Annotated in this window: 17 protein-coding genes; 11 read left to right on the forward strand and 6 right to left on the reverse strand. The window is 67.9% G+C overall.

All coding sequences use genetic code 11. From position 1 onward, the window contains the following. Window position 1 precedes the first annotated feature (1 nt). The 3 genes from AC1DEL_RS24805 to AC1DEL_RS24815 all read right to left on the reverse strand — a co-directional run bounded on the left by AC1DEL_RS24805 (window position 2) and on the right by AC1DEL_RS24815 (window position 7,281). Window positions 2-715, reverse strand: a complete 714-nt coding sequence (locus AC1DEL_RS24805; RefSeq protein WP_092290940.1) for a lysoplasmalogenase — start codon at window positions 713-715, stop codon at window positions 2-4. Next, window positions 712-6,708 (reverse strand): alpha-2-macroglobulin family protein, encoded by a 5,997-nt coding sequence (locus tag AC1DEL_RS24810; protein ID WP_477126352.1) that lies wholly within the window; start codon window positions 6,706-6,708, stop codon window positions 712-714. The genes AC1DEL_RS24805 and AC1DEL_RS24810 overlap by 4 nt, the downstream gene beginning before the upstream one ends. Before the next feature lie 93 nt (window positions 6,709-6,801). Beyond that, the gene (locus AC1DEL_RS24815) at window positions 6,802-7,281 is read right to left on the reverse strand and encodes an Lrp/AsnC family transcriptional regulator (protein ID WP_092292059.1); all 480 of its coding nucleotides are present in this window, start codon (window positions 7,279-7,281) and stop codon (window positions 6,802-6,804) included. Between the two features lie 141 nt (window positions 7,282-7,422). Between AC1DEL_RS24815 and phhA the strand changes: the two genes are divergently transcribed. The 4 genes from phhA to AC1DEL_RS24835 all read left to right on the forward strand — a co-directional run bounded on the left by phhA (window position 7,423) and on the right by AC1DEL_RS24835 (window position 11,147). Beyond that, a complete protein-coding gene (gene phhA / locus AC1DEL_RS24820) occupies window positions 7,423-8,346 on the forward strand; it encodes a phenylalanine 4-monooxygenase (RefSeq protein ID WP_092290944.1) in 924 nt (307 codons plus the stop codon). A gap of 23 nt (window positions 8,347-8,369) precedes the next feature. After that, window positions 8,370-8,693 carry a 4a-hydroxytetrahydrobiopterin dehydratase gene (locus AC1DEL_RS24825; protein WP_255370721.1) on the forward strand — a complete coding sequence of 108 codons (324 nt, stop codon included), beginning with the start codon at window positions 8,370-8,372 and terminating at the stop codon, window positions 8,691-8,693. 110 nt (window positions 8,694-8,803) lie between these two features. After that, a complete protein-coding gene (locus tag AC1DEL_RS24830) occupies window positions 8,804-9,508 on the forward strand; it encodes a response regulator transcription factor (protein ID WP_092290948.1) in 705 nt (234 codons plus the stop codon). Beyond that, complete coding sequence (locus tag AC1DEL_RS24835) at window positions 9,447-11,147, forward strand: sensor histidine kinase (RefSeq protein ID WP_092290950.1); 1,701 nt, start codon at window positions 9,447-9,449, stop codon at window positions 11,145-11,147. The genes AC1DEL_RS24830 and AC1DEL_RS24835 overlap by 62 nt, the downstream gene beginning before the upstream one ends. Before the next feature lie 14 nt (window positions 11,148-11,161). Here the strand turns inward: AC1DEL_RS24835 and AC1DEL_RS24840 are convergent, their stop codons facing one another. Continuing rightward, entirely contained in the window at window positions 11,162-11,659 is a 498-nt protein-coding gene (locus tag AC1DEL_RS24840; protein ID WP_092290953.1) for an SET domain-containing protein, read from the reverse strand. An 820-nt stretch (window positions 11,660-12,479) separates the two neighbouring features. On the opposite strand from AC1DEL_RS24840, the gene AC1DEL_RS24845 reads away from it, so the two are divergent. Both AC1DEL_RS24845 and AC1DEL_RS24850 read left to right on the forward strand, forming a co-directional pair. Then, the gene (locus AC1DEL_RS24845; protein ID WP_092290955.1) at window positions 12,480-12,758 is read left to right on the forward strand and encodes an HU family DNA-binding protein; all 279 of its coding nucleotides are present in this window, start codon (window positions 12,480-12,482) and stop codon (window positions 12,756-12,758) included. A gap of 241 nt (window positions 12,759-12,999) precedes the next feature. Then, window positions 13,000-13,971, forward strand: a complete 972-nt coding sequence (locus AC1DEL_RS24850; RefSeq protein WP_477126353.1) for a DUF2272 domain-containing protein — start codon at window positions 13,000-13,002, stop codon at window positions 13,969-13,971. Window positions 13,972-14,025: 54 nt separating this feature from the next. Here the strand turns inward: AC1DEL_RS24850 and AC1DEL_RS24855 are convergent, their stop codons facing one another. Continuing rightward, complete coding sequence (locus tag AC1DEL_RS24855; protein ID WP_092290959.1) at window positions 14,026-15,765, reverse strand: carbohydrate porin; 1,740 nt, start codon at window positions 15,763-15,765, stop codon at window positions 14,026-14,028. A gap of 304 nt (window positions 15,766-16,069) precedes the next feature. On the opposite strand from AC1DEL_RS24855, the gene AC1DEL_RS24860 reads away from it, so the two are divergent. The 5 genes from AC1DEL_RS24860 (at window position 16,070) to AC1DEL_RS24880 (ending at window position 22,683) form a co-directional block, all read left to right on the forward strand. Continuing rightward, on the forward strand, window positions 16,070-17,209 hold the full coding sequence (locus tag AC1DEL_RS24860) for a TRAP transporter substrate-binding protein (RefSeq protein ID WP_092290961.1): 1,140 nt from the start codon (window positions 16,070-16,072) through the stop codon (window positions 17,207-17,209). Window positions 17,210-17,320: 111 nt separating this feature from the next. Next, the gene (gene rarD / locus AC1DEL_RS24865; protein WP_092290963.1) at window positions 17,321-18,223 is read left to right on the forward strand and encodes an EamA family transporter RarD; all 903 of its coding nucleotides are present in this window, start codon (window positions 17,321-17,323) and stop codon (window positions 18,221-18,223) included. Between the two features lie 122 nt (window positions 18,224-18,345). Further along, on the forward strand, window positions 18,346-19,518 hold the full coding sequence (gene dinB / locus AC1DEL_RS24870; RefSeq protein ID WP_092290966.1) for a DNA polymerase IV: 1,173 nt from the start codon (window positions 18,346-18,348) through the stop codon (window positions 19,516-19,518). A gap of 80 nt (window positions 19,519-19,598) precedes the next feature. Continuing rightward, the gene (locus AC1DEL_RS24875; protein WP_441591598.1) at window positions 19,599-20,792 is read left to right on the forward strand and encodes an MFS transporter; all 1,194 of its coding nucleotides are present in this window, start codon (window positions 19,599-19,601) and stop codon (window positions 20,790-20,792) included. Window positions 20,793-20,913: 121 nt separating this feature from the next. Next, complete coding sequence (locus AC1DEL_RS24880) at window positions 20,914-22,683, forward strand: diguanylate cyclase (protein ID WP_477126354.1); 1,770 nt, start codon at window positions 20,914-20,916, stop codon at window positions 22,681-22,683. A gap of 30 nt (window positions 22,684-22,713) precedes the next feature. Here the strand turns inward: AC1DEL_RS24880 and AC1DEL_RS24885 are convergent, their stop codons facing one another. After that, a complete protein-coding gene (locus AC1DEL_RS24885) occupies window positions 22,714-23,214 on the reverse strand; it encodes a hypothetical protein (RefSeq protein ID WP_092290972.1) in 501 nt (166 codons plus the stop codon). Window positions 23,215-23,263 lie beyond the last annotated feature (49 nt).

The raw sequence follows: 23,263 nt of genomic DNA on the forward strand, positions 1-23,263 counted from the left end.
GTCATCGTCCCCCGGCCTCCCCGCGCTCCGACACCACCCCCGCCACCAGCAGCACCTGCGCCAGCGCGTAGGTCCACCAGATGCCGAGTTGGTAGGTATCGAACGGGGACAGGAACCTGGCCATGCCGATCATCGCGTCCGAGGCGACGAAGCACAGCGCGCCCAGCGCGGCGAGCGGCGTTGGCAACTGCGCCAACAGCGCCGCGCAGGCCATGGCCGCCAGCGCGCCGATGTAGACCGTGACCGGCAGCGCCATCTCGCCAAGATTGGGCCAGAAGCGGCCGAGCAGCGCGCCCGCCGCACCGATCACCAGCCCGCAGCCCAGCAGTCGCTGCGGCCGGAGATCACGCGCCATCGGCACGAACAGGCGCAGGTAGGCCAGGTGCGCCAGCAGGAAGGCGCCGAGCCCGCCGAGGAACGAGATCTTCAAGCCCGGCAGCGCGAGCAGGAAATCGCCGATCGCCGAGAACACGAGCGCCACTACCAGCCAGCGGCGCTCGCCAAGCGGGCGATGGAACCACGCGGCGCGCGCCAGCATGATCGCCATCGCCGTCTTCCACGCCGGCTGGTAGGCGATCTGGCCGGTCAGCGGCGTGCCGGGCGGCAACTCCATCGACGCCTGGAGCAGCAGCACGCCATAGACCACGGCGGCCAGCGTGCCCGCGATCCACCACTCGCGCACGCGCGGCGGCATCCGCATCGCGAGCCAGCTCATGGGCGCGCTCCCACGGTCACCTTGGCGTTGGGGGCGGCGCCGAACACGTCGGGTGCGTAGAGCGCCTCCACGCGCGTGGGCGGCAGCGCGAACTCGCCGGCGTTGTTGAGCCGCACCGTGTACTCCACCGCCACGTTGCCCTTGGGCAAGTAGCCGAAGTACTCGCGGTACGACTCGGGCGTGCGTTCGGTGAAGGTCGCCGACGACTTCTTCTCACCGCTCGTGGCGATCTGCGAATCGCGGCCCAGCCCGCTGCCGAGGATGGTGGCGCCGGTCGGCACCGGATCATTCACCACGACCCAGGTCATGTCCGCCTGCGCGTCCACTTCGAGCCGCACGCGATAGGAGTCGCCGCGCGACCACTTGCCCGCCACGGCCTGCTCCACCGGTGTCACGGTGCGCTTGATGCGATACCCCGCCGCCACCGGATCGCGCAGCGGCACGGCGGCCATCGCCCGCACCGTGGCCCAGGGACGGCCCGAGCCCTGCTGCTCGACCTGCAAGGTGCCAGTCGTGCCGGCAGCGGGCCACGGCAGTTCCACCGCGCCGCTCGCCACGCCATCCTTCTTGGTCGCGCCCGACCAGTCGAACGTGCGCGAGGCATCGCCCAGCGTCACGCGCGCGCCGCCGGCCACCGGTGTCTTCTCAAACGCCTGCGCGTAGCGCTGCACGGCCAGCACGCCCCAGGCGTTGGCCGTGGTGGTGCCCCACGCGCCGCGCGTCTGGCGGCCCAGCAGGCCGGTCACCAGTTGCGGCACATCATCTTTCCAGCCCGGCAGTTGCGTGGCCAGCGCCAGCAGCTTGGCGGCGTTGACGTCGCCGTTGGCCATCAGCCACCACCAGTCGTCACTGCGCTCGGTCGAGAACACCAGCCGCGTGCCCTGCACCGTGAGCCGGCTGCGCAGCAGTTGCTGGGCTTCGGCGAGGCGTTTTTCATGCTCGGGGATGTCCGTCACGCGCGAGAGCAGCGTCAGCCAATCGATCAGCGCCGAGGTGGGCCACTGCGCGGGCAGGATCTGGACGCTGCCGAGCATGCGCGCCTGGGCGTGGCCGGTGCGCGAGAGTGCCTCGAGCGCGGCCAGCTTGCGTACGTCGAGGTCCATCGACGCGGATGCCGGCGCCCAGCGCGGCGGCGTGATGCGCCCTTCGACGAACGACGTCAGCCCACGCTCCATCTGCGCGCGCTGCGCCTCGGGGAGGCGCATCGGCAGACCGGCCCGTGCGGCCTCATCGGCCACGGACAGCAGGTAGGCCGTCAGCACCTCGCTGCCCGCGCTCGCATCGCTCTGCAGCGGGAAGTAGGCGGCCAGGCCGTTGCTGTCGAGGTAGGACGGCAGTTGCGCCATCAGTGCATCCCACGCCGCCGTGTCGCCCAGGCCGAGCGACTTCGACGTGCGCTGTTCGAGGCAGCTATAGGGATAGTGGCGGAACCACTCGCGTACGCCAGGCATCCCGCCCGCCAGCGACGACTGCATCGTCACCTGCATGCCGCCGCGCAGCTTGCCGGACGGATCGGTCAGCGCGCCGGCCGGGGCCTGCACCGGCACCGAGACCGTCGGCGTCATTTGCGCCAGCATCGCCTGCTGCGCGGTGACGGGCACCGCCGGGACGATCTGCTGCGAGAGCTTGAGCCGGTCGGCCGCATTGCTACCGCCCTTCTCGGTCGCCGCCACCTCCCACATTACCGTGCCGCTGCGGCTGTAGGCCAGCAGCGCCGGCGCGGTCACGTCCCAGCCAATCTCGCGCGAGGCGCCGGCCGCCAACTCCACGGTCTGCGCCGGCAGCGTCTGGGCATCGACGAGCGTGGCGCGCGCGGTGGCCTCCACAGTCATCGCCCGTTGCGTGGTGTTGCGCAGCGTGAACATGGCGCGATACTTGTCGTCCTCGCGCACCAGCAGCGGCAGGCCCGAAATCATCTGCAGATCCTGCGTGGCGGCGACGGTGGCGCTGCCGGACCCGAAACGGCCCACGCCGAGGTCGGCCACGGCGACGATGCGGAAGCTCGTCAGCGAGTCGTTGAGCGGCACGTCGAGCGTGGCACGCCCTTCGGCGTCGAGCTGCACGCGCGGGTTCCACAGCAGCAGCGTGTCGAACAGTTCGCGCGTCGGACTCTTGCCCCCGCCGCCGCCGGCCGGCACGGCCTTGCGGCCGTAATGGCGCCTGCCGATGATCTCCATCTGCGCGGTCGAGGTCTCCACGCCATAGCTGCGCCGTTGCAGCATCGCGTCGAGCAGGTTCCAGCTCGTGTTCGGCATCAGTTCGAGCAGCGCCTGGTCCACGGCGGCCAGCGCCACCTCGCCGTTGGCGGCGGGCTTGCCGTCGGGCAGCTTCACCTGCACCACCACGCGCGCCTTGCCGCGCACCGGGTAGGTGGCCTTGTCCGGCGTCACGGTCACGTCGAGCCGATGGGCTTCATTGCCGACGCGGATCTCGGCCAGCCCGAGCCGGAACGCCGGCTTGGACAGGTCCACCAGCGGCGATGGCGCCACGTAGTCGCGCCCCTCGCTGCGGAACGCGCGCCACCAGTCCACCGGCTGGCGCCAGCCCCAGGTGAAGAACGAGTACCACGGCACGTCGCGGAGGCGCCCGCGCACGCTCAACACAGACACATAGACGTTCGGCCCCCATTCCGGCTTCACCTTGAGCCGCACCGTGGGATCGGTGCCGTTCAGCTCCACCACCTGCGTTTCGAGAATGCCTTCCCGTTCGATGGCGACCAGCGCCGTGGCATGGCGGAACGGCATGCGCACCTGGAACACGGCGGTATCGCCGGGCGCGTAGGCGCGCTTCTCCGGCAGCACGTCCATGCGGTCGTGGTTCTCGCCGCCGAACCAGAGTTCGCCTTGGCGTGTGACCCAGACCGTGGTGGAAGCCTGCGAGACACGCCCGTCCGTATCGCGCGCACTGGCGATCAGCTCCACCTGCCCCGCCTGCGCCAGCGACACGTCGCAGCGCATGCGGCCCTGCGCATCGGTGCGCGACTCGCACACCACGCCCAGGTCCTTGCTCTCGGTACGGTTGTCATAGCGATAGAAGCCGCCAACCACGCGCTGGCGGGCAGACGTGGTGATGCGCGCGCGCGCCTTCACCTGCACCGGCGTATCAGCCACCGGCTTGCCCTGGGTGTCGAGCACCACGCCCTGTACCGACAGCTTCTGGCTCACCGATACCCAGTTGGCCGCGCGGATGCCCGCCACCACGGCGGCCGGCCACACCGGCACGGTCTGGCGCAGCGTCTGGATCTCGCCATTCGGGTCGGCAAAGCCGGCCTCCAGCACGAGGTCGCCCGGCGTGGTGATCTTCGGCATGTCCTTGACCGTGACCTTGCCGTTGCCGTCCTTGTCCAGCGTGACGGGCAGCTTGTCGGCGACGAGCTTCTCGCGGCTTTCGCCCGATGTGTCCTCGCTGTCTTCGTCATCGACGGTGGCCTTCTCGTCCTGCGCGCGCGGCGGCTGGAACGAGAATTCGTCGAAATCGGCGAAGTTGACCGGCTTCTCGCGCAGCAGCGCCGACAGGCGCACCGGCAGGCCGGCCGCGCCGCCGCCGTTCAGATAGTGGATTTCCACGCCGACCGGCACCTCGCCCGGCGCGACCAGCGCGTTGCCCTTGGCTTTCGGGTCCTTGGCCGTGCTCAGCGTACCGGACAGTACCGGCAGGCGGAATGCTTCGACGCGGAAGCTGCCGCCGTCGAGCGTGCGGCCATCGACATAGACCAGCCCCACGGTGTAGACGCCCAGCTTGGCTGCCTGCGGGATCTGGAAGGTGCTCTCGGCGCTGCGCCCGCCCGTGGCCGTGGTACGCCAGGCCAGCGGCAGTTCATAGGTCTGGCCGCTGCCGTCATGCGTGACGACGGCCTTCTCCGGCATCGATGCCGGCAGCGCAAAGCCCTGCGCCGTCTCGCTGCGCAGCAGGTGCTTCATCGACACCGTCTCGCCCAGCCGCAGCAGCGTGCGGTCGAAGATGGTGTGCGCGCGCACGGTCTGCTTCGGGCTCATGTCGGTGGGCACGTTGAAGCGCCACGTCTCGATGCCACGGTTCCAGTTCGACATCACGAAGGCCATGTCGGCCTTGCCGCGCGCCTTCGGGTGGTCGGCGGCGATCCGTGCGGAGACGAAGTAACCCTCCATGCCGTTGCCGCAGTCCTGGTAGCGCTGGTCCGGCAGCTTGGCGAAGCGGGCGACGCCGGTGGCGTCGGTGGTCCCTTCGCCCAGCAGGGCGCCCTCGCAGCTACGCACCGCGATGCGGGCGTTGGCGACGGGCTTGCCGTCGTCGAGGCCGGTCACCCAGGCCAGTCCGCTCATCTCGCCCTCGGCAGTGCCGCGCGCGAGCTTGAAATGGACGCCGAGGTTGGTCACCAGCGCCGCCGTGCGCACGTACATCGGCTCGGACTTGCCGAGCAGCGCGGCGCCCAGCATCGGCGAGGCAATCTCCACCACGTGGAAGCCCGGCTCGGGCAGCGGAATGCCGACGACCTCGAAGGGTCGGGGCGAGGTGTCCGACGATTTCGGAATCGCCAACGTCTGCGCGCCCGCCACGCCGCGCAGCAATGGCACCGCGCGCGTCTCGATGGCCGGGGCGTCGCGCGGGCTCCTGGCCCGGTACGGCGGCTGGCCGGCACGGATCGCGTCGATCTGTTCCTTGGTCCACGTGTTCTCGTGCATGCGCTTGACCATGCCGAACCAACGCAGGATGGCCGTGTCGTCATCGACCTTGAGCCGCGCCACAGTGCCCGCCTGGGCGCGCACGGACGTGGCGGGCAGGTCGGCCTCCACGTTGCGCAGCGTCACGGGCAGCAGCGGCGGATAGTCGGCCGGGGACTTGCCGCGCGGCACATCGGCGAAACGTTCCACCACGCCGAACGGCGCGGCGGCGAACTTGGCCAGCGGCGGCAGCGCGCCGGTGGTCAGCTTGATCGGGAACAGGTCCGCATTGGTCAGCGGGCGGCCGCTGTCGTCCTTGATGTCGCGCGGGGCCTCGATGGTCAGGCTGGCGCGCTCCGGGAACGGCGCGGTGAAGCGGACCGACTCCACCGGGGCGTCCGGCGGCGTGTCCGGGTCGAAGGCCGGCGCGCGCGGGCCGGACGGGGTTTTCAGGACGATGTGCTCGGCCACCTTGCGCGGAATCGGGGCGGTGAAGGTCACCGTCATCGGCCGCAGTGGGGTGCAGGGCGCCTCGGCCCGTTCGCGCTCACAGGTGAAGCCGGCGGCGAAGGCTTCGCGCACGGTGTAGTCGAAGCGGCGCGGCGCCGTGGTGGCAATGCCGGAGGGTGTGGCGATGCCCGCATCGAGCACGAGCTGCATGCGCGCGCCGGCCGGCAGCTTCTGCTGGCAGGCCAGCAGGTGCACCGCCTCCCCTTCCCGCTTGGCGATCTCGTTCCAGCCGACCGCCGCGATCACGTCCGTGCGTTCCTTGCCGGCCAGCAGCCGTACCGGAATGCGCTCGCCCAGGCCCTCGGCTTGGCACCACGCGTGTTCGCGGATCGACCCGGCCGTGGCCGCGCCGTTGAAGCGCAGCACGAAGACCTGGTCTTCCTCCACCTCTCCGCCGGAAGGCCGGGCCGATACCACCGTGGGCCCACCGGTCTCGAACCGGTATTCCGGCTTGCCCGCGTAGGCCTTGCCAGCCACGCTCTTGAGCCCGCCGGCAATGCGCACCGTGCAGCGCATGCCGGGCGGCAGGTCACGCTCGAAGTCGAATACCCAGTTGGTGGCGTTGACCCAGCGCCCGCTACCGGCCGCCGCACCGCCGGTGCAGGACACCGCCGCGGGTGGCGCGGCGTTGAGGTCGCCCATCGGCACCATCGGCTCGTCGAACCGGATGGCCACCTGGCGCACCTGGGGCACCACCCCTTCGGGCGAGAAACGCGCGATCTGCGCCGCGTGCGCATCGCCGGCGCCGGCCCACAGCGCCAGTCCCGCGCCCAGCACGGCCAGCCTCCCAAACGTGGTGGCGTACCCGCCGCTGCGACCCGAGGTGACAATCGTCCCCATCATCCTTTCCTTGTTGGATTTGGCTCGGGGCGAGGGTGACATGCGCGGATGGCAAGCGCAAGCCTCTGCACATTTTGGATTTTGTGTATGGCTGATTCAGCGCAAATGTGACAGCGGCAGCGGTCCTTCGCGCTTCAGGGCGGTCAGCACGATGTTGGACCGCACGCTCTCCACGCCGGGTACGCGCATCAGGCGCTTCATGGTGAATTCGGCCAGCGTGGGCAGGTCCGGCACCACCACGCGGACAAGGTAATCGGCCTCGCCGGCGACCGAGTAGCACTCCTGCACCTCTTCCAGCAGCAGGATTTCCTCGCGGAAGCGTTCGATGATGGTGTCGCCGTGGTGGGCCAGTTTCACACTAATAAATACCAGCACGCCCAGACCCAGCGCTTGTGGCGAAAGATTCACACGGTAGCCGGTAATCACGCCATCGGCCTCGAGCTTGGCCAGCCGGCGGCCGACCTGGCTGGGCGAGAGGTGCACCCGTTCGGCCAGTTGCTGGTGGGTGGAGCGGCCGTCGGCCTGCAGGGCGGTCAGCAGGGCGAGGTCGTAGGGGTCGAGGCTGGCAGTGTTCATGGCACGCAGGAAATCCGCATTCTGGATCTGAAAGATGCAGGTTACCTGCATGCACCGACGAAACCAAGCCGTTTATGCGGCCTGAATGCACGTCCACACGCCTACACTGTGCATAAATTCCGCATCGCTGGAGACACACTGATGAACGCCACCCCGGACACCACGGCCGACTTTGCCGGCACGATGACCGCCAAGCTCAGGGAACAATTCGAAGCCGGCCTGCTGTCCGGCGAGGAACTGCGTCCCGACTTCACCATCGCCCAGCCGGTGCACCGCTACACCAGCACCGACCACGCCATCTGGCGCAAGCTCTACGACCGCCAGGCCTCGATGCTGCAAGGCCGGGTCTGCGACGAGTTCCTGCAAGGGCTGGGCACGCTGGGCATGGAGCGCGACCGCGTGCCCGAGTTCGACCAGCTCAACGAGACGCTGATGCGCGCCACGGGCTGGCAGGTGGTGGCCGTGCCGGGCCTGGTGCCGGACGAGGTGTTCTTCGAGCACCTGGCCAACCGCCGCTTCCCGGCGAGCTGGTGGATGCGCAAGCCCGAGCAGCTGGACTACCTCCAGGAGCCGGACTGCTTCCACGACGTGTTCGGCCATGTGCCGCTGCTGATCAACCCGATCTTCGCCGACTATATGGAGGCGTACGGCAAGGGTGGCTTGAAGGCGGCCAAGCTCGGCGCGCTGGACATGCTCGCGCGCCTGTACTGGTACACCGTGGAATTCGGCCTGATCCAGACCCCGGCCGGGCTGCGCATCTTTGGCGCGGGCATCCTGTCCAGCCAGGGCGAATCGATCTACAGTCTGGATTCGGACAGCCCGAACCGGATCGGCTTCGACCTGCACCGCATCATGCGCACGCGGTACCGGATCGATACCTTCCAGAAGACCTACTTCGTGATCGACAGCTTCGAACAGCTGTTCGACGCCACGCGGCCGGACTTCTCGGACCTGTACCCGCAACTGCGCGCGCTGCCGACGCTGGGCGCCGGCGATGTCGCCGAGGGCGACCGTGTGCTGAACATCGGCACCCGCGAGGGCTGGGCCGACAGCAACGACATCTGACGACGACAGCCGAGCCGCAGAACATTCATAACACCGAGGCCATCATGACCCCTCTTTCGCAAGACGCCCGCGCCAGCCTGCTGGCCGGGCTACCCGGCTGGACCCCGGTCCAGGACCGCGACGCCATTCACAAATCCTTCAAGTTCGCCGATTTCAACGCGGCGTTCGGCTTCATGACGCGCGTGGCGCTGCATGCCGACAAGGTCGATCACCATCCCGAATGGTTCAACGTCTACAACCGCGTGGACATCACCCTGTCCACCCACGACGCCAACGGCCTGACCCAGCGCGATATCGACCTGGCGCGTTTCATCGAGCAGGCTTTCAGCGGCCCGCCGGCGCGTTGAAGTCGCGCTATAGATAACTGTCGCCAGCTGAAGGGCAACTGAAAGGCAGCGCGCAAGGCTGCCCTGTACAATCGGCGGCATTGCCCCACAACGCCGCCGAGCCCCCTGCCATGCGTATCCTGCTGATCGAGGACGACCGTCAAATCGCCAGTGGCGTGGAGGCGGGCCTGACCCGTGCCGGCCATCAGGTACGCGTGGTCCATGACGGCGTGTATGCCACGGATCACCTGCTGCGCGAGCAGCACGACCTCGTCATCCTCGACCTGGGCCTGCCCGGCATCGACGGCATGACGCTGCTGGCCCGCTACCGCGCCCGCAACCGCACCACGCCGGTCATCATCCTGACCGCCCGCGACGAACTCGAAGACAAGCTCTCCGGCCTCAACGCCGGCGCCGACGACTACCTCGTCAAGCCCTTCGCGCTGCCCGAGCTGGAAGCGCGCGTGCGCGTGCTGCTGCGCCGCAGCCAGCATGGCGAGGCCGCGCCCGAGCGCGACGTGCGCCTGGGCCGCCTGCGCCTGTCCGGCAACGACCGCCGCATGTTCGTCGACGGCAAGCCGCTGGAGCTGTCGCCGCGCGAGTTCGCCGTGCTCGAACTGCTGCTCCAGCGCCAGGGCCGCGTGGTGAGCAAGGCGCAGATGCAGGACCACCTGGCCACCTTCGCCCATCCGGCTGGCGAGGGCGGCGATACCGTCGGCGACACCGCCATCGAGGTCTACGTGCACCGCGTGCGCAAGAAGCTCGAGGAAGCGGATGTCGAGATCGTCACCGTGCGGGGCTTCGGCTACCTGCTCCAGATTCGTGGCGGACACTGACTCTCCCTCCCCCTCGCGTTCGCGGCTGGTCCGCGCTTCGAACCCGAGCCTGCGTGTCCACCTGCTGCGCGCGCTGGCCACGCCGCTGTTCGCGCTGGTGCTGGTCAGCGGCTCGCTCTCCTACTGGCTCGCGGCGCACTACACCACCCAGGTCTTCGACCGCGCGCTGTATGGCGTGGCGAACAACATCGCCCAGCAGATCCGCATCGCCGGGCCGCGCCTCGATCAAGATATTCCGATGATTGCCCAGACGCTGGTCGAGGCCGAAGGCTCCGACCGCATCTACTGGCGTATCCACGGCCCGGACGGGCTGATCGGCGGCATGGACACCTGGCTCGGCTACGGCACGGGCCAGACCACGCTCCACGACGCACGGCTGTTCTACGCGTGGTTCAGCGGTCGCCAGGTACGCGCCGTGCGGCTGCCGGTGACGCTGCCGAGCCCCGCCTCGGACGAATTCGGCACGAGTGGCGAGGGCACGCTGTCGCGCGGGCCGATCGTCGTGGAAGTCGCTGAACTGCTAGACCGCCGCGAGACGGCGGCGAACGAGATCCTGCTGTCGGTGTCGGTGCCGCTGATCCTGCTGCTGCTGGTGGGCAGCCTGATCCTGTCGCACGTGCTCAAGGAGGAACTGGTGCCGCTCCAGATCCTGACCGACAAGCTGAACCGCCAGACCGCCCGCTCGCTGGCCGCGCTGGACGAAACCCAGGTGCCGGCCGAAGTCGAACCGTTGATCCGCGGCCTGAACGCGCTGCTGGCGCGCCTGCGCGATGCGCTGGACGCCCAGCGCAAGTTCATCGCCGATGCCGCGCACCAGCTACGCACGCCGCTGACCGCCGTGAAGCTCCATGCGGACCGCGCGCTCGATGCCGATTCCCCCGATGTGGCCCGCCACGCGCTGCGCGAGGTGCAGACCGCTGCCGACCGCGCGGTGCGGCTGTCGAACCAGCTGCTGTCGCTGGCGCGGGCCGAGCCGGGGCTGTCGCTGGAGCGGCTGGGGCCGGTGGAACATTTCGACCTGGCCGAACTGGCTTTCGAGATTGGCGCGGAATGGGTGCCGCAGGCGCTGGCCCGCCGCGTGGACCTGGGTTTCGAGATCCTGCCTGGCCCCACCTTCACCGGCAGCGCGCCGGCCACGGTGCGCGGCAACCGGCTGCTGATGCGCGAGGCGCTCTCGAACCTGATCGACAATGCCGTGAAATACGTGCCGGCCGGCGGGCGCATCACGGTGCGCGCGGGTGGCGAGACCATGGGCCATCGCGGCATGGCCGTGGTGATGGTGGAAGACAACGGCCCGGGCATTGCGCCAGCGCGGCGCGAGGAAGTCTTCAAGCGCTTCTTCCGGGGCGATCACACACCCGGCGCCCAGGCGGTGCAGCAGGCCGCGCCGAGCGGCGCCGGCCTGGGGCTGGCCATCGTGCATGAAATCGTCTCGCTGCACCAGGGCACCATCCGTATCGAGGACGTGCCCGCGCCCTCCCCGGCGCCTGTGCCGGCGCCGTCCGCGCTGTCAGCCGTGGTGGCTGGCCACGGGGATCATGGCGACCATGGGGAGCAGCGCGACCCGGCACCCCGGCGCGCGTCGATGCGGTTCGTGATCCGCATCCCCTGCGAGGCGCCCGGCACGGCTGCCGGCTGACTTCTTCCGACTACTTACTTCCGTTCCTTCGGGGCCAGCATCGTGCCCCGGCAGTTCGGGCTGCCGCAGCGGCACTCGTATTCCTTCTTCAGCTTCTTGGTATAGCGCGCGTCTATTACCARWCCATAGTCATAGAACAGCTCTTCGCCCTGGGCGATGTCGCGCAGCGCGTGGATGAACACGCGCCCCTTCTTCTCACGTGCCTCGCAGTTCGGCTCGCAGGCATGGTTGATCCAGCGCGCGCGGTTGCCGCCGAACTTGGCGTCGATCACGTCGCCGTCGTCCAGGCTGAAGTAGAAGGTGTGGTTCGGGTCGGCCGGATCATGCGGATGGCGCTTGAGCGCTTCTTTCCACGAGATGTGCTCGCCCTTGTATTCGATCACGCGCTCGCCCTCGGCGATATTGCCGATCGCGTATACGCCCTTGCCGTGCACGCCTGACTGGCGCACCTCGATGCGGTCGCTGGCGCTCTTCTTCTTGCCCGCCTTCTTTGCCTTGCCTTGTTCCGACATGTCGCTGTTTCCCCGTCAAACCGATGACTGCCGGTCCACTCCGGCGCGCCCCGGATGATACCTGCCAACCATGTCGGCGCGACACCCCTTTTCGCCTCCTGTATACCGTCATGCATGTGGATAAACCGGCCAAAATCTGTGGATAAGCGCGCGGGTTTGGTGTGGGCGGCAAGGGGGTGACATGGGGATGGCGCAGGAACAAGTCGACGAGGTATACCTCCCATCCTCCTCCAGACGGCTGAGTCATCCACGCCGGCCAACAACCGCTCCCTGTGCTTTCGGTATACGTAAACATCTGATCCGATTGACGTATACGTGGTTATCCACAGAAACGGTCGCCCTCTATTGACTACTACTATTCGTATACATAAAAGAAAGATGTAAACCGAAAGCACGAGAGCCGGCAGCGCAGCGAGGTATACGTCCGAACCCCTCCGACTTTGGGAGGAAGGCCGTTTTGGACGTCGATGAAAAATTGAGCAGGTCCCGTTTTTCGCGTATACCGGCACGCGGGCACGCCAGAAGCCCCTCAGGCGCTTTTGGCCGCGTATACGTCCCCAACCCTCTGTCAGCCGCGTATACGCCTCTGAAGGGCTCTCAGCGCTTCCAGGCCCCTTCCGCGTGACGCGTATACCGCTTCCCAATCGCCCTCAGCCCCCCTGCTGCCGAGGCCTGGCAATGGCTGGCGTAACAATCTGTTCCCGGTGCGCCTTCCCCGACACGGTATGATGTGGCCCGCGGCGTCTTTGCCGGTGCGGGTTCCAGCGGAGCCGGCGCGGCCAGGACGTCAGTGTTTTTTCAACTCGAGACGGAGTGAAGCATGACGAAAACCGAACTGATCGACGCGATTGCAGCTGGCGTGGACGGTCTGACCAAGGCCAAGGCGGAACAGGCACTCAACGTGACGCTCACCGCGATCATGGACGCCGTGGCCAAGGGCGATACCCTGAGCCTGATCGGCTTTGGCACCTTCAGCCAGGGCGAGCGTGGCGAGCGCATGGCGCGCAACCCGCGTACCGGCGAGGAAATCAAGGTGGAAGCCGCCAAGACCGTGAAGTTCAAGGCGGGCCAGAAGTTCAAGGACGCCGTCAACCAGTGATGCTTGCGGGCCGATGAATCAGCCCGGTTTGCAAGACCCCGCCGTGCCGCCACCGGACGCCGTCTCCGGCGCAGGTGCGCGCCAGGCGGGGGACGTTATCCACAACAGGTTTCCCGCCGCCGTGCGCGGCAAACCGCACAGCTGCACCGTGCCGTCAGACGGCGGCCGCAATCCTCTTCAAAATGGCGTCCGGACGTGGCCAGCACTAGGATTCTCGGGCGTCGCCATCCGTGGCCTCGCCATGCCGTCCAGCCCGCTCGCACTCAGATTTCCACAGCGTTATACACAGCGCTTTCCACACAAGGCTCCACAGCTTTCTCCACAGGCACTGACTCGGCGTTTTCTGAGTCTGGTAGCACTCGCCGTGCTATGTGGTTGCACCGCCGCGCCGCCGCGCACGGCACGTCCGCAGGCCGTGCCCTTGCCCGACCTGGAGCGCGTGGCCACCACGCCCGGCGCCACGCCGCGTGAGCGCATTGTCGAGATCGCCATGCAGGAGTGGCGCAAGTGGGGCAGCCAGACCATGCGCATCGGCCGCGACGATGGCGCCTGTGTGACGCACAGTCCCCTGCCCGCCCCGGTGGCAGTCGAATCGTTCGCTCCCCTCGCCCCGCAAGGCGCCCAGTCGGCGGACGATGAATCGGACGAGAACAGGAATGCAACGGATTGCATACGTTTTCCCGATGGCACGGGCATGGAAGCCACCGCGCAAGGCTGCCGGATGGCCCAGCGCTACTGGGGCATCGTGGGCGAGGCGCCGGATTGCCGCCAGGTGACGCAAGGCGCGTGGGCGTGGTCGGCCGTGTTCATTTCGTGGGTGATGCGCAAGGCTGGGCTCAACAACGACCAGTTCCTGACCGGTCAGTCCCATGCGATGTATGTGGTCGATGCCCGGGATGGCAAGCTGCCGCGTCCCGCCTTCCATATCGAGCCGATGCCGGCGCTGCCGCGCCCTGGCGATGTCATCTGCGCGCCGCGCGGACGTGACAAGTACCTCGAGAACCTGTCGGAGATCGGCTTCGGCACCACGCCGATGCACTGCGACATCGTCGTGGCCGTGGACCCCGCTGCGCGCGTGGTGCGGGCCATCGGCGGCAATGTGCAGCAGTCGGTGACCATGAGCGAGATCGACCTCAACGATGCCGGCCAGCTCGACGCCTTCACCAACTCGCACATGCCGTGGCTACTGGTGATGCGGAACGATTTGCAGTGACGGGACGAATTGAGTGGGCTGAAATTTCCGCTCGATCATCTATCCGAAGAATGATTACCAGCGGCGGTTGAGCTGCACGCCGAAGATCGAGCCGCTGGTCTGGGTCGCCCAGGCTTCGGCGGGCGTGGCGAAGGTGATGCCGTCGACGTCGCTCGCGCGGCTGTAGGTGTAGAACGCGCGTAGGTTGGCGTTGCCCGTGGACTTGCCGAGCGTGAAGGTCGGCGCCACGGTCAGCGCGGTGCGCTGGCCACCCACGCCAAACCCGGACGAGATCTGGTCGTGCGCGACTTCGAAGTTGAGCCGGAACTGGTCGTTGGCCACATAGGCCGGACGGAAGCGCGTGGCCGCCCATTGCAGCGTGCCGACCGGCGAGCGGTCCAGCTGCAGGCTCGATTCCACCGAGCCGCCGATGCCCGAGCGGCCCTTCCACTCCATCGATTCCGCCACGCGCACGCGTGACAGCGAAGCGCCCATGCCCGTGTAGCCGGTCATGGCCGCGCGCGACCCCTGCCCGTACTGCACGCCCAGCCGGTTGGTGCCCATCAGCACGTTCTTCTGCTCGTGCATGGCCGAGGCCCACCAGGCGCTGCCGGTGTCTTCCATGGCCGAGAGCGGCTCCACGCGCGTGAAACCCAACTGGACGTTGCCCTTGTCATTGGTGTCGATCGGGGCGCTGCGCAGGCTGTGATAGCTGGGCAGATGGGCTCCGTTCAGATCGTTACGTGCGGTGTATTGATAACTGAGTCCGAAATCGCCCAGTTTGGCGTTATCCACCCCGAATCGCATCGAGGGCGAGTTGGGCGGCAGCAGGCCGGACGACATCAGGAACGGATTGCTCTCGCGGCGGCCGGCCCAGACGCTGGCGCCATCGAGCACGGATACACCCGAGAGCCCGGTGACAGAGGTATAGAACTGCGGCACCAGTGCGTAGGGGTCCACGGCGGCGGCGTTGCCGTTGACCGAGGTGGCGTTGGTACCCCGGGCCTGGGCCACGAGCTGGACCTGGGTGCCGCCGCCGATGTCGGCCAGCGATTCGCGGATCTTGACCTCGCCAGTGCTGGTGCAGGCCAGCCCGCCACCGAGCCCGACCGACGGCGTACCACCGCCCGGGCAGGCGCGCTGCGTGCTGGCGCGGTCCTCGACCGCTGCACGGCCGCTGTAACCCATGCGCCATACCGTATCGCCAGCGAGATCCTCGGCCGGCAACTGCGAGCGGAGCACCGGAGGTGCATCCGAGACCGTACCCGCTTCAGCGCTGTCGACTTGATCACCGCCGTTTGTGCCATCAGCGGCACTGGCGCGTGCCGGCTGGACGGGCTGAGCCGGCTGCGCGGGGAATTCACCCAGCCGCTGCGGGAAGAGGACCAATGGCGGTGGCGGAGGCGGCGGGGCTGCGGCCGACTCGGGCGGACCGACAAAGTCGGGGTCCACGGGGTTCTCCGCCGCGACGGTTGCCATGGTTTCGGATGGTGCCGCATTCGCCGCTTTCGCCGTAATTGCCACAGCCGCATCGGCAGCAGGCTTGCTCGTACCCGGGACGACGGTCGGCTGGATCAGGTCGTACAGCGGGTCCGTCGCCGGCGCGGCAGCCGCCACCGGCGCAGCGGTAGGTACGCTCGCTGGGGCCGAAGTCGACGCCATGGCCGTCGGCGGCACAGTGCTGGCCGAAATTTGTGGCGGTGTCGCCACCTGACTGCCCGTTTGCGCGCAGGCGACCATGCCCCAAGCAGCCATGACGGCAAACGTGAGACGGCGGGAACGCAGGCGAGCGAATCGGGGTACTGGCAGCAGCATGGGAAACAGTGACGGCGCGCGGCGCGCCGGATGGGGGCTCCGTTTTTTAACAGGCGAACTTTTTGACCGCAAGACGGGTTACAAAATCCATCAAACCGTGCGGCATCTCACATTGCGAAAAGATCACCTCGCGCCACCTTGCCAGTCTCCCCGTAAACCGTTGCAGAAGTGCGAATCCCTAGCGAAAACCCGCAGTCGGGAGTGTGGTCGTGCGCAAAACGCCACCGCTATAATCGACCGGCTGTTTTGGACTTGTCCTATGGGTGGGGCAGCCAGCGCACATATATCTATAAGAGGAGATGTCATGGAACGTCGTTCCTTCCTGTTGAAAGCATCGGCTGTGGCCGCTACCGGGGCCCTGGCCGCGTGCGGCAAGGAAGACAAACCCGCCGCGCCCGCGGCGTCGGCGAGCGCACCGGGCGCGCCGGCCGTGATCGGCAGCAACCCGGCGGTGGAATGGCGCCTGGCATCGAGCTTCCCGAAGTCGCTGGACACCATCTACGGCGCCGCCGAGCTACTGTCCCAGCGCGTGAAGGAGCTGACCGACGGTAAGTTCAACATCAAGGTGTTCGCCGCCGGTGAAGTGGTGCCGGGCCTGCAGGTGCTGGACGCCGTGCAGAACCAGACCGTGCAGATCGGCCACACGGCCGGCTACTACTACTTCGGCAAGAATCCGACGCTGTGCTTCGACACCACCGTCCCGTTCGGCCTGACCGCGCGCCAGCAGACCGCGTGGATGATGCAGGGCAACGGCATGAAGCTGATGCGCGAGTTCTTCAAGGAATATAACGTCGTCAACTTCATGGGCGGCAACACCAATGCCCAGATGGGCGGCTGGTTCCGCAAGGAAATCAAGACCGTGGCGGACCTGCAGGGCCTGAAGTACCGCATCGCCGGGTTTGCCGGCGTGGTGCTGCAGCGCCTGGGCGTGGTGCCGCAGCAGATTGCCGGTGGCGATATCTACCCGGCGCTGGAAAAGGGCACCATCGATGCGGCCGAGTGGGTCGGCCCGTATGACGACGAGAAGCTCGGCTTCTACAAGGTGGCGCCGTACTACTACTACCCGGGCTGGTGGGAAGGCAGCGCCCAGCTGTCGTTCTACGCCTCCGCACCGGAGTTCGAGAAGCTGCCGGCGCAGTACAAGCGCGCGCTGGAAACGGCCACCATCGAGGCCCACACCAACATGATGGCCAAGTACGACGCCGTGAACCCGCAGGCGCTGGCCCGTCTGCTGGAGAATGGCGTGAAGCTGCGCCCGTTCTCGAAGGAGATCATGGAGGCATGCTTCAAGGCCACGCAGGACGCGTACGCCGAGGAAACCGCCAAGAACCCGTCGTTCAAGAAGATCTATGACGACTGGCGCGTGTTCCGCAACAACGAGGCCGCCTGGTTCAACGTGGCCGAGCAGGGCTTCGCGCAGTTCAGCTTCGCGCGCAAGCTGTAAGACATCGATGTGATTTGGATGTGATGTTGTCGCCTCTCCCGCCAGGGGGAGGCGAGTTCCAACGCCGATGACGGCGTCCCGGTAGAATCCGCGCACCTACCGGATACTCCCATGCAACTCGGCATCTTCTACGCGCTGCTCGCGTACGTCATCTGGGGCCTGCTGCCCCTCTATATCAAATCCCTCCACGGCGTGGCGCCGCTCGAGATCCTGCTGCACCGGATGGTGTGGTCGCTGGTCTTTTTGGGCGCGATCCTGCTCTGGCGGCGGCATTTCGGCTGGCTGCGCGAGGTGGCGGGAAATCCGCGCCTGATCCTCGGCTTCGCGGCGAGCGCCGCCCTGCTCTGCGCCAACTGGTTCCTCTATATCTGGGCGGTGTCGGCCGACCGGGTGGTCGATGCGAGCCTGGGCTACTTCATCAATCCGCTGTTCAGCGTGCTGCTGGGTGTGCTGTTCCTGCACGAGCGGCTGCGGCCCGGGCAGTGGCTGTCCATCGCCGTCGCGGCGGGGGGCGTGCTCTGGCTGACCATCAGCGCCGGGCAACTGCCGTGGATCGCGCTCGCGCTGGCGGCGTCGTTCGGCGGCTACGGGCTGCTGCGCAAGACCGGGGCGCTGGGCGCGCTGGAGGGGCTGTCGCTGGAGACGCTGCTGCTGTTTCCGATTGCGGCCACCGCGCTGGGCGTGCTCGTCTTCACCGGCCAGGACACCTTCCGGAGCGCAGCACCGGGTACGCAGATCTTGCTGCTGCTGGCCGGCCCGGTCACGGCGGTGCCGCTGCTGTTCTTCGCCGCCGGCGCGCGCCGGATTCCGCTTTCGCTGCTCGGCCTGCTCCAGTACACCGGCCCGACGCTCCAGCTGCTGCTCGGCATCTGGCTGTGGCACGAGCCGTTCCCGGCCCAGAAGCAACTCGGCTATGCACTGATCTGGGTGTCGCTGCTGATCTACGCGATGGAAGGGGTGTGGGTTTCCCGCCGCAATTCCGTTAAGTCTATCAGCGCGACAAATGAAGCATAAGTTTGGATCGATTAATCGATTCATCCCGGGAATGATGGATTAACACCGGCTCGGCACGCGAGGGCCGACGCACTATACTGTACGTTTATACAGTACCGACGACGCGCACGCCCCCCTTCGCCATGTCCACCCCCGTCCGGCGCATCGCCCACCTCGACATGGACGCCTTCTATGCGTCCGTCGAACTGCTCCGTTATCCCGATCTGCGCGGCCAGGCCGTTGTCATCGGCGGCGGCCGCAATGCCATCCCGGAGACGCTGCCCGATGGCTCGCGCCGCTATGCCCGCCTGCGCGACTACGTCGGACGTGGCGTCGTCACCACTTCTACCTACGAAGCCCGCGCGCTGGGCGTGTTCTCGGCGATGGGCATGATGAAGGCGGCCAAGCTGGCGCCGGACGCCATCCTGCTGCCGACCGATTTCGACGCCTACCGCCGCTACTCGGGCCTGTTCAAGGCCGCCGTGCGCACCTTCACCGAGCAGGTGGAAGACCGGGGCATCGACGAGATCTATATCGATCTGACCGAGGTGCCCGGCGAGCCGGCCGAGGTAGCCGCGCGCATCAAGGCGGCCGTGAGCGAGGCCACTGGCCTGACCTGCTCGATCTGCGTGGCGCCCAACAAGCTGCTGGCGAAGATCGGGTCCGAACTCGACAAGCCGGATGGCCTGACCCTGCTCACCCCCGCCGACATCCCCCGCCGTATCTGGCCGCTCGCGGCGCGCAAGGTCAACGGCATCGGGCCGAAGGCGGCCGAGAAGCTGGCCGGCATCGGCATCGACACCGTGGGCGACCTGGCCGAGGCCGACCAGGGCGTGCTCCAGACCCATTTCGGCCGCAACTACGCGAGCTGGCTGATCGAGGTGGCGCATGGGCGTGATGACCGCCCGGTGGTGGTCAGTTCCGAGCCCAAGTCGATGAGCCGCGAAACCACCTTCGAGCGCGACCTGCACCCACGCGTAGATCGTCCTCTGCTGTCCGAATCGTTCACCAAGCTCTGCATGCGCGTGGGCGAGGACCTGCGCCGCAAGGGCTACGTGGGCCGCACGGTGGGCATCAAGCTGCGCTTTGACGATTTCCGCACGGTCACGCGCGACCTGACCATGCCGGCCCATACCGCCGATGGCGCGGCGATCCGGCGCAGCGCCACGGAATGCCTGAAGCGGATACCGCTCGAGCGGCGCATCCGGCTGCTCGGCGTGCGCGTGAGCGCCCTGATCCCGGCGGACGAACAGGGCGACGACCCGGCGCCCGTGCAGGAGGAGTTCCGCTTCGAGGATGAGCGGCCGGATGCCTGACGCGGCACCGGAATGACCCCTCCGACGCATCTATCTATCTCCCGCTAGAATCGGCGGCTTCGAGCACCAAGGCCGTCCCCATGACCACCACCGCCACAGAGCGCGCCGCTGAGCCCGCCACCTGGATCACGCCGCTGCTGGCCACGGCCTGCGGCATGATCGTCGCCAATCTCTATTACGCCCAGCCACTGGTCGGCCCGATCGCCCGGTCGCTGCAACTCTCGCCCGAGATTGCCGGGCTGATCGTCACGCTGATCCAGATGGGCTACTGCGCGGGGCTGGTGCTGCTGGTGCCGCTCGGGGATCTGGTCGAGAACCGCAAGCTGGTCCTGACGCTGATTGGCGGCTGTGCCGTGGCGCTCATGGCGGCGGCCCTGGCCACTCACGCCAGCGTGTTCCTGATCGCGGGCTGCGCCATCGGCCTATGCTCGGTGGCGGTGCAGGTGCTGGTGCCGTTCGCGGCGCACCTCGCCCCGGACCATATCCGGGGCCGCGTGGTCGGCAACGTCACCAGCGGGCTGCTGATGGGGATCATGCTGGCGCGGCCGGTATCGAGCCTGATGGCCGGCCTGACGGGCGGCTGGCACACCATCTTCGCGGTCTCGGCCGTAGCCATGGTGCTGCTGGCGCTGGTGCTGGCGCGCAAGCTGCCGCGCCGCCAGCCCGCGCGGGGCGTGACCTACGGCCAGATGCTGGCGTCGATGGCGCACCTGCTCCGTACCCAGCCCGTGCTGCGCCGGCGCGCGCTGTACCAGGCCAGCATGTTCGGCGTGTTCAGCCTGTTCTGGACCACCATCCCGCTCTATCTGGCCGGGCCTGCGTTCCACATGTCGCAGACCGGCATCGCCGTGTTCGCGCTGGTCGGCGTGGCCGGCGCCATCGCCGCGCCGATGGCCGGCCGCTACGCGGACCGGGGCCACAGCCGCCAGATGACCGCCATCGCGCTGGCCATCGGCGCCGGGTCGTTCCTGTTGAGCCGGGTGGGCGTGGAGGGGTCGATGACCTCGCTCCTGGCGCTGACCGTGGCGGCCATCCTGCTCGACTTCGGCGTATCGGCGAACCTTGTGGTCGGCCAGCGCGCCATCTTCACGCTGTCGGCCGAGCACCGCAGCCGGCTGAACGGCCTGTACATGGCGATCTTCTTCGTCGGCGGCGCCACCGGCTCGTGGCTGGGCGCCTGGGCCTTCGCGCGCGGCGGCTGGCCGCTGGCGAGCTGGATCGGCTTCGCGCTGCCGGCGCTCGCCCTGCTCTACTTCCGGACCGACCGGCACTAAGCTCGGGGCGCCACCCCCTCCCGAAGTCCCGTTTGCTGCACTACACTGGCCGAGCGTTGTCCTTCATCGTCACAGTTTCGTTGCAGTGCCCGCTCAGGCGGGACTTGCCCGGAGGCCCCCGATGCCATGGCGCAAACTGGTGCCGCAACCGCGATGGTTACCGCGCGCGGCGGTCATGCGCCCGCAGCGAGTCGTGATCTGGTGTTTCAGCCTCGTGCTGGCGCTGACGCTCGCCGTTGGCCTGCGAGACCTCTACACGCTGCGCGAGCGCGTGATTGCCAGCCATCAGCACAATCTCGCGCTGCGCGCGATGGGGCTGGAGGCCGCCGTGTCGTCGGAGCGCTTCCGGCTGTCGTTCGTGCGCGACTACGCGCGGCAGCTGATGCGGATGGAGGCCGTGCAAGCCCGTGGCGTCTCGGACCCCGTCATCGATCGGGCCTTCGCCGCGCGCGACGAGCCGATCTGGCAGATGGAAGTCCCGCTCGGCGATGCGCCCGTGATCGGCGTGTCACCGCAGGCCCTGGCCGGCCTGCCCGGCTTCGAGCGCCACGTGGGCGACCTGCGCGCCGACCTCTTCGCCGCGCGCCAGCTCAGCCATGTGCTGGGGCTGACCATGGGCGTGGACGAGATCCGCAATTCGGTCACGTTCATCTCGAGTAACGGCTTCTTCGTGACCTATCCCCCGGTGCCGGCCGACAAGGCACCCGCGTTGCTGCAGCGCTTTGCGAGCATGCCCTACTACCGCGATCTCCTGCCCGACCGCAATCCGGGCCAGGACCTGCGCTGGGCGCCGCCCTATCGCCAGTTCGAAAGCACCGAGCTGCGCACCACGCTGAGCGTGCCGATCTATGTGGAGTCGCGCTTTCGCGGCGTGGTGGCGGTGGATGTCTCGCTGAAGCATATCCAGGCGCTGCTCGGCGCACCGAGCGACGACTCCCCGGCCCTGAACCGCTACCTGATGGACAGCGCCGGCCGACTGATCGCGGCCTACCATGACCATCTGAGCACGGACCTGCGCTGGCCCGACGTGCTGGGCGACACCTGGCGCGACGTGGGACCGCAGACGCTGTTCGCCACCGACGGCCCCGGCATGCGCAAGGGCGATGGCGGCTACCTGTTCTACCAGCGGCTGGGCACCGGGCAGTGGATGCTGCTGGAGGCGGTCTCGACCGCCCAACTCTACGGCGAGGTTTTCTCGCGCATCAGCAAGCCGCTGCTGCCGGTCTGGATCGCGCTGCCGCTGCTGATGTGGATCTCGGTGAGGCTGGTATCGCTGCTGTTCAGCTACTACCTCGCGCTGGGCGACAAGCTCCAGAAACTGGCCGAGCGCGATCCGCTGACGGACCTCGCCAACCGGCGTCATTTCGGCGACCAGTTCGCGCAGGCGGCGGCGCGGCGCGCGCGCGACGGCAGCGCGCTGTCGATGCTGATGCTCGACATCGACTATTTCAAGAAGGTGAATGATCGATGGGGCCATGCCAGCGGCGACCACGTGCTCCAGCGGCTGGCCACGGCGTTGCGGGAAAATATGCGTGCGGTGGATACGCCGGCCCGCCTGGGTGGTGAGGAATTCGCCGTGTTGATGCCCGGCGCCACGCTGGCCGAGGCCAGGGTCAGTGCCGAACGGCTGCGCGTGGCGCTGGCCGCGATGCCGGTGGAGCCCGCCCCGGACGCGCCCACGTCAGCGACGCAGGGCGACCCCGGAGCGCGCATCCGCTTCACGGTGTCGATAGGCGTGGCCGAAGCCGGGAGCGACGGGGGCCAGACACTCGATGCCATGTTGGCGACGGCCGACCGCCGTCTTTATGCCGCCAAGGCAATGGGGCGAAACCGGGTTTGCGCGGAGGATGCGCGGGCCGGCAATGCAGAGGCACCGCCGGTTGCGGGGTGAGGTGCAGGCAGGTCATGACGGCGTCCCCGGTCAGCGCAGCAGGAAGGCGATGTCCTCGACGGCAATCACCGAAACCGGGATGCCCTTGCGGCGCTGGAACAGGATGTGTTGCTGCACGCGGCTGCGCTGCTCCGCGAACACGGCCGGGTCCACCGGCGTGCCGCTGCGCGCGTAGTGCTGCACCAGCAGCTTGTAGGCGCGATGGCGGATCTGGAGCGTCTCGTTCTCGGCGCGCAGCCGCTGCCATTCGGTGGGGCTGAGGTCGAGCGTGTGGTTGAGTTCGTCGAGCGTACGCGCGTGAAGGTCGCGGTAGAGATCGCGCTCGGCTTCGGCGCGATGCAGCTCGTCGCGCAGCGCCATGATCTTGTGCTGGAGCTTCAGTGTCTGCCCCACCGCCGCCTGCATGCCCTTGGCGGCCTCGAGCGCCTGGCTTGCCGCCGCCATGGTGCTCTTCCACAGTCCACGGTCGGTACCCGCGGCCGTATCCAGCTCCGGCGGCCACACGTCGGCAGCCTTGATCGTCGTATCCATTGTTGACCCCAGTTGACACCCATCAGGCCCGTCGCCTCGTTGTGCGCGG

The organism is Cupriavidus sp. 10L43_2 (assembly GCF_056395265.1).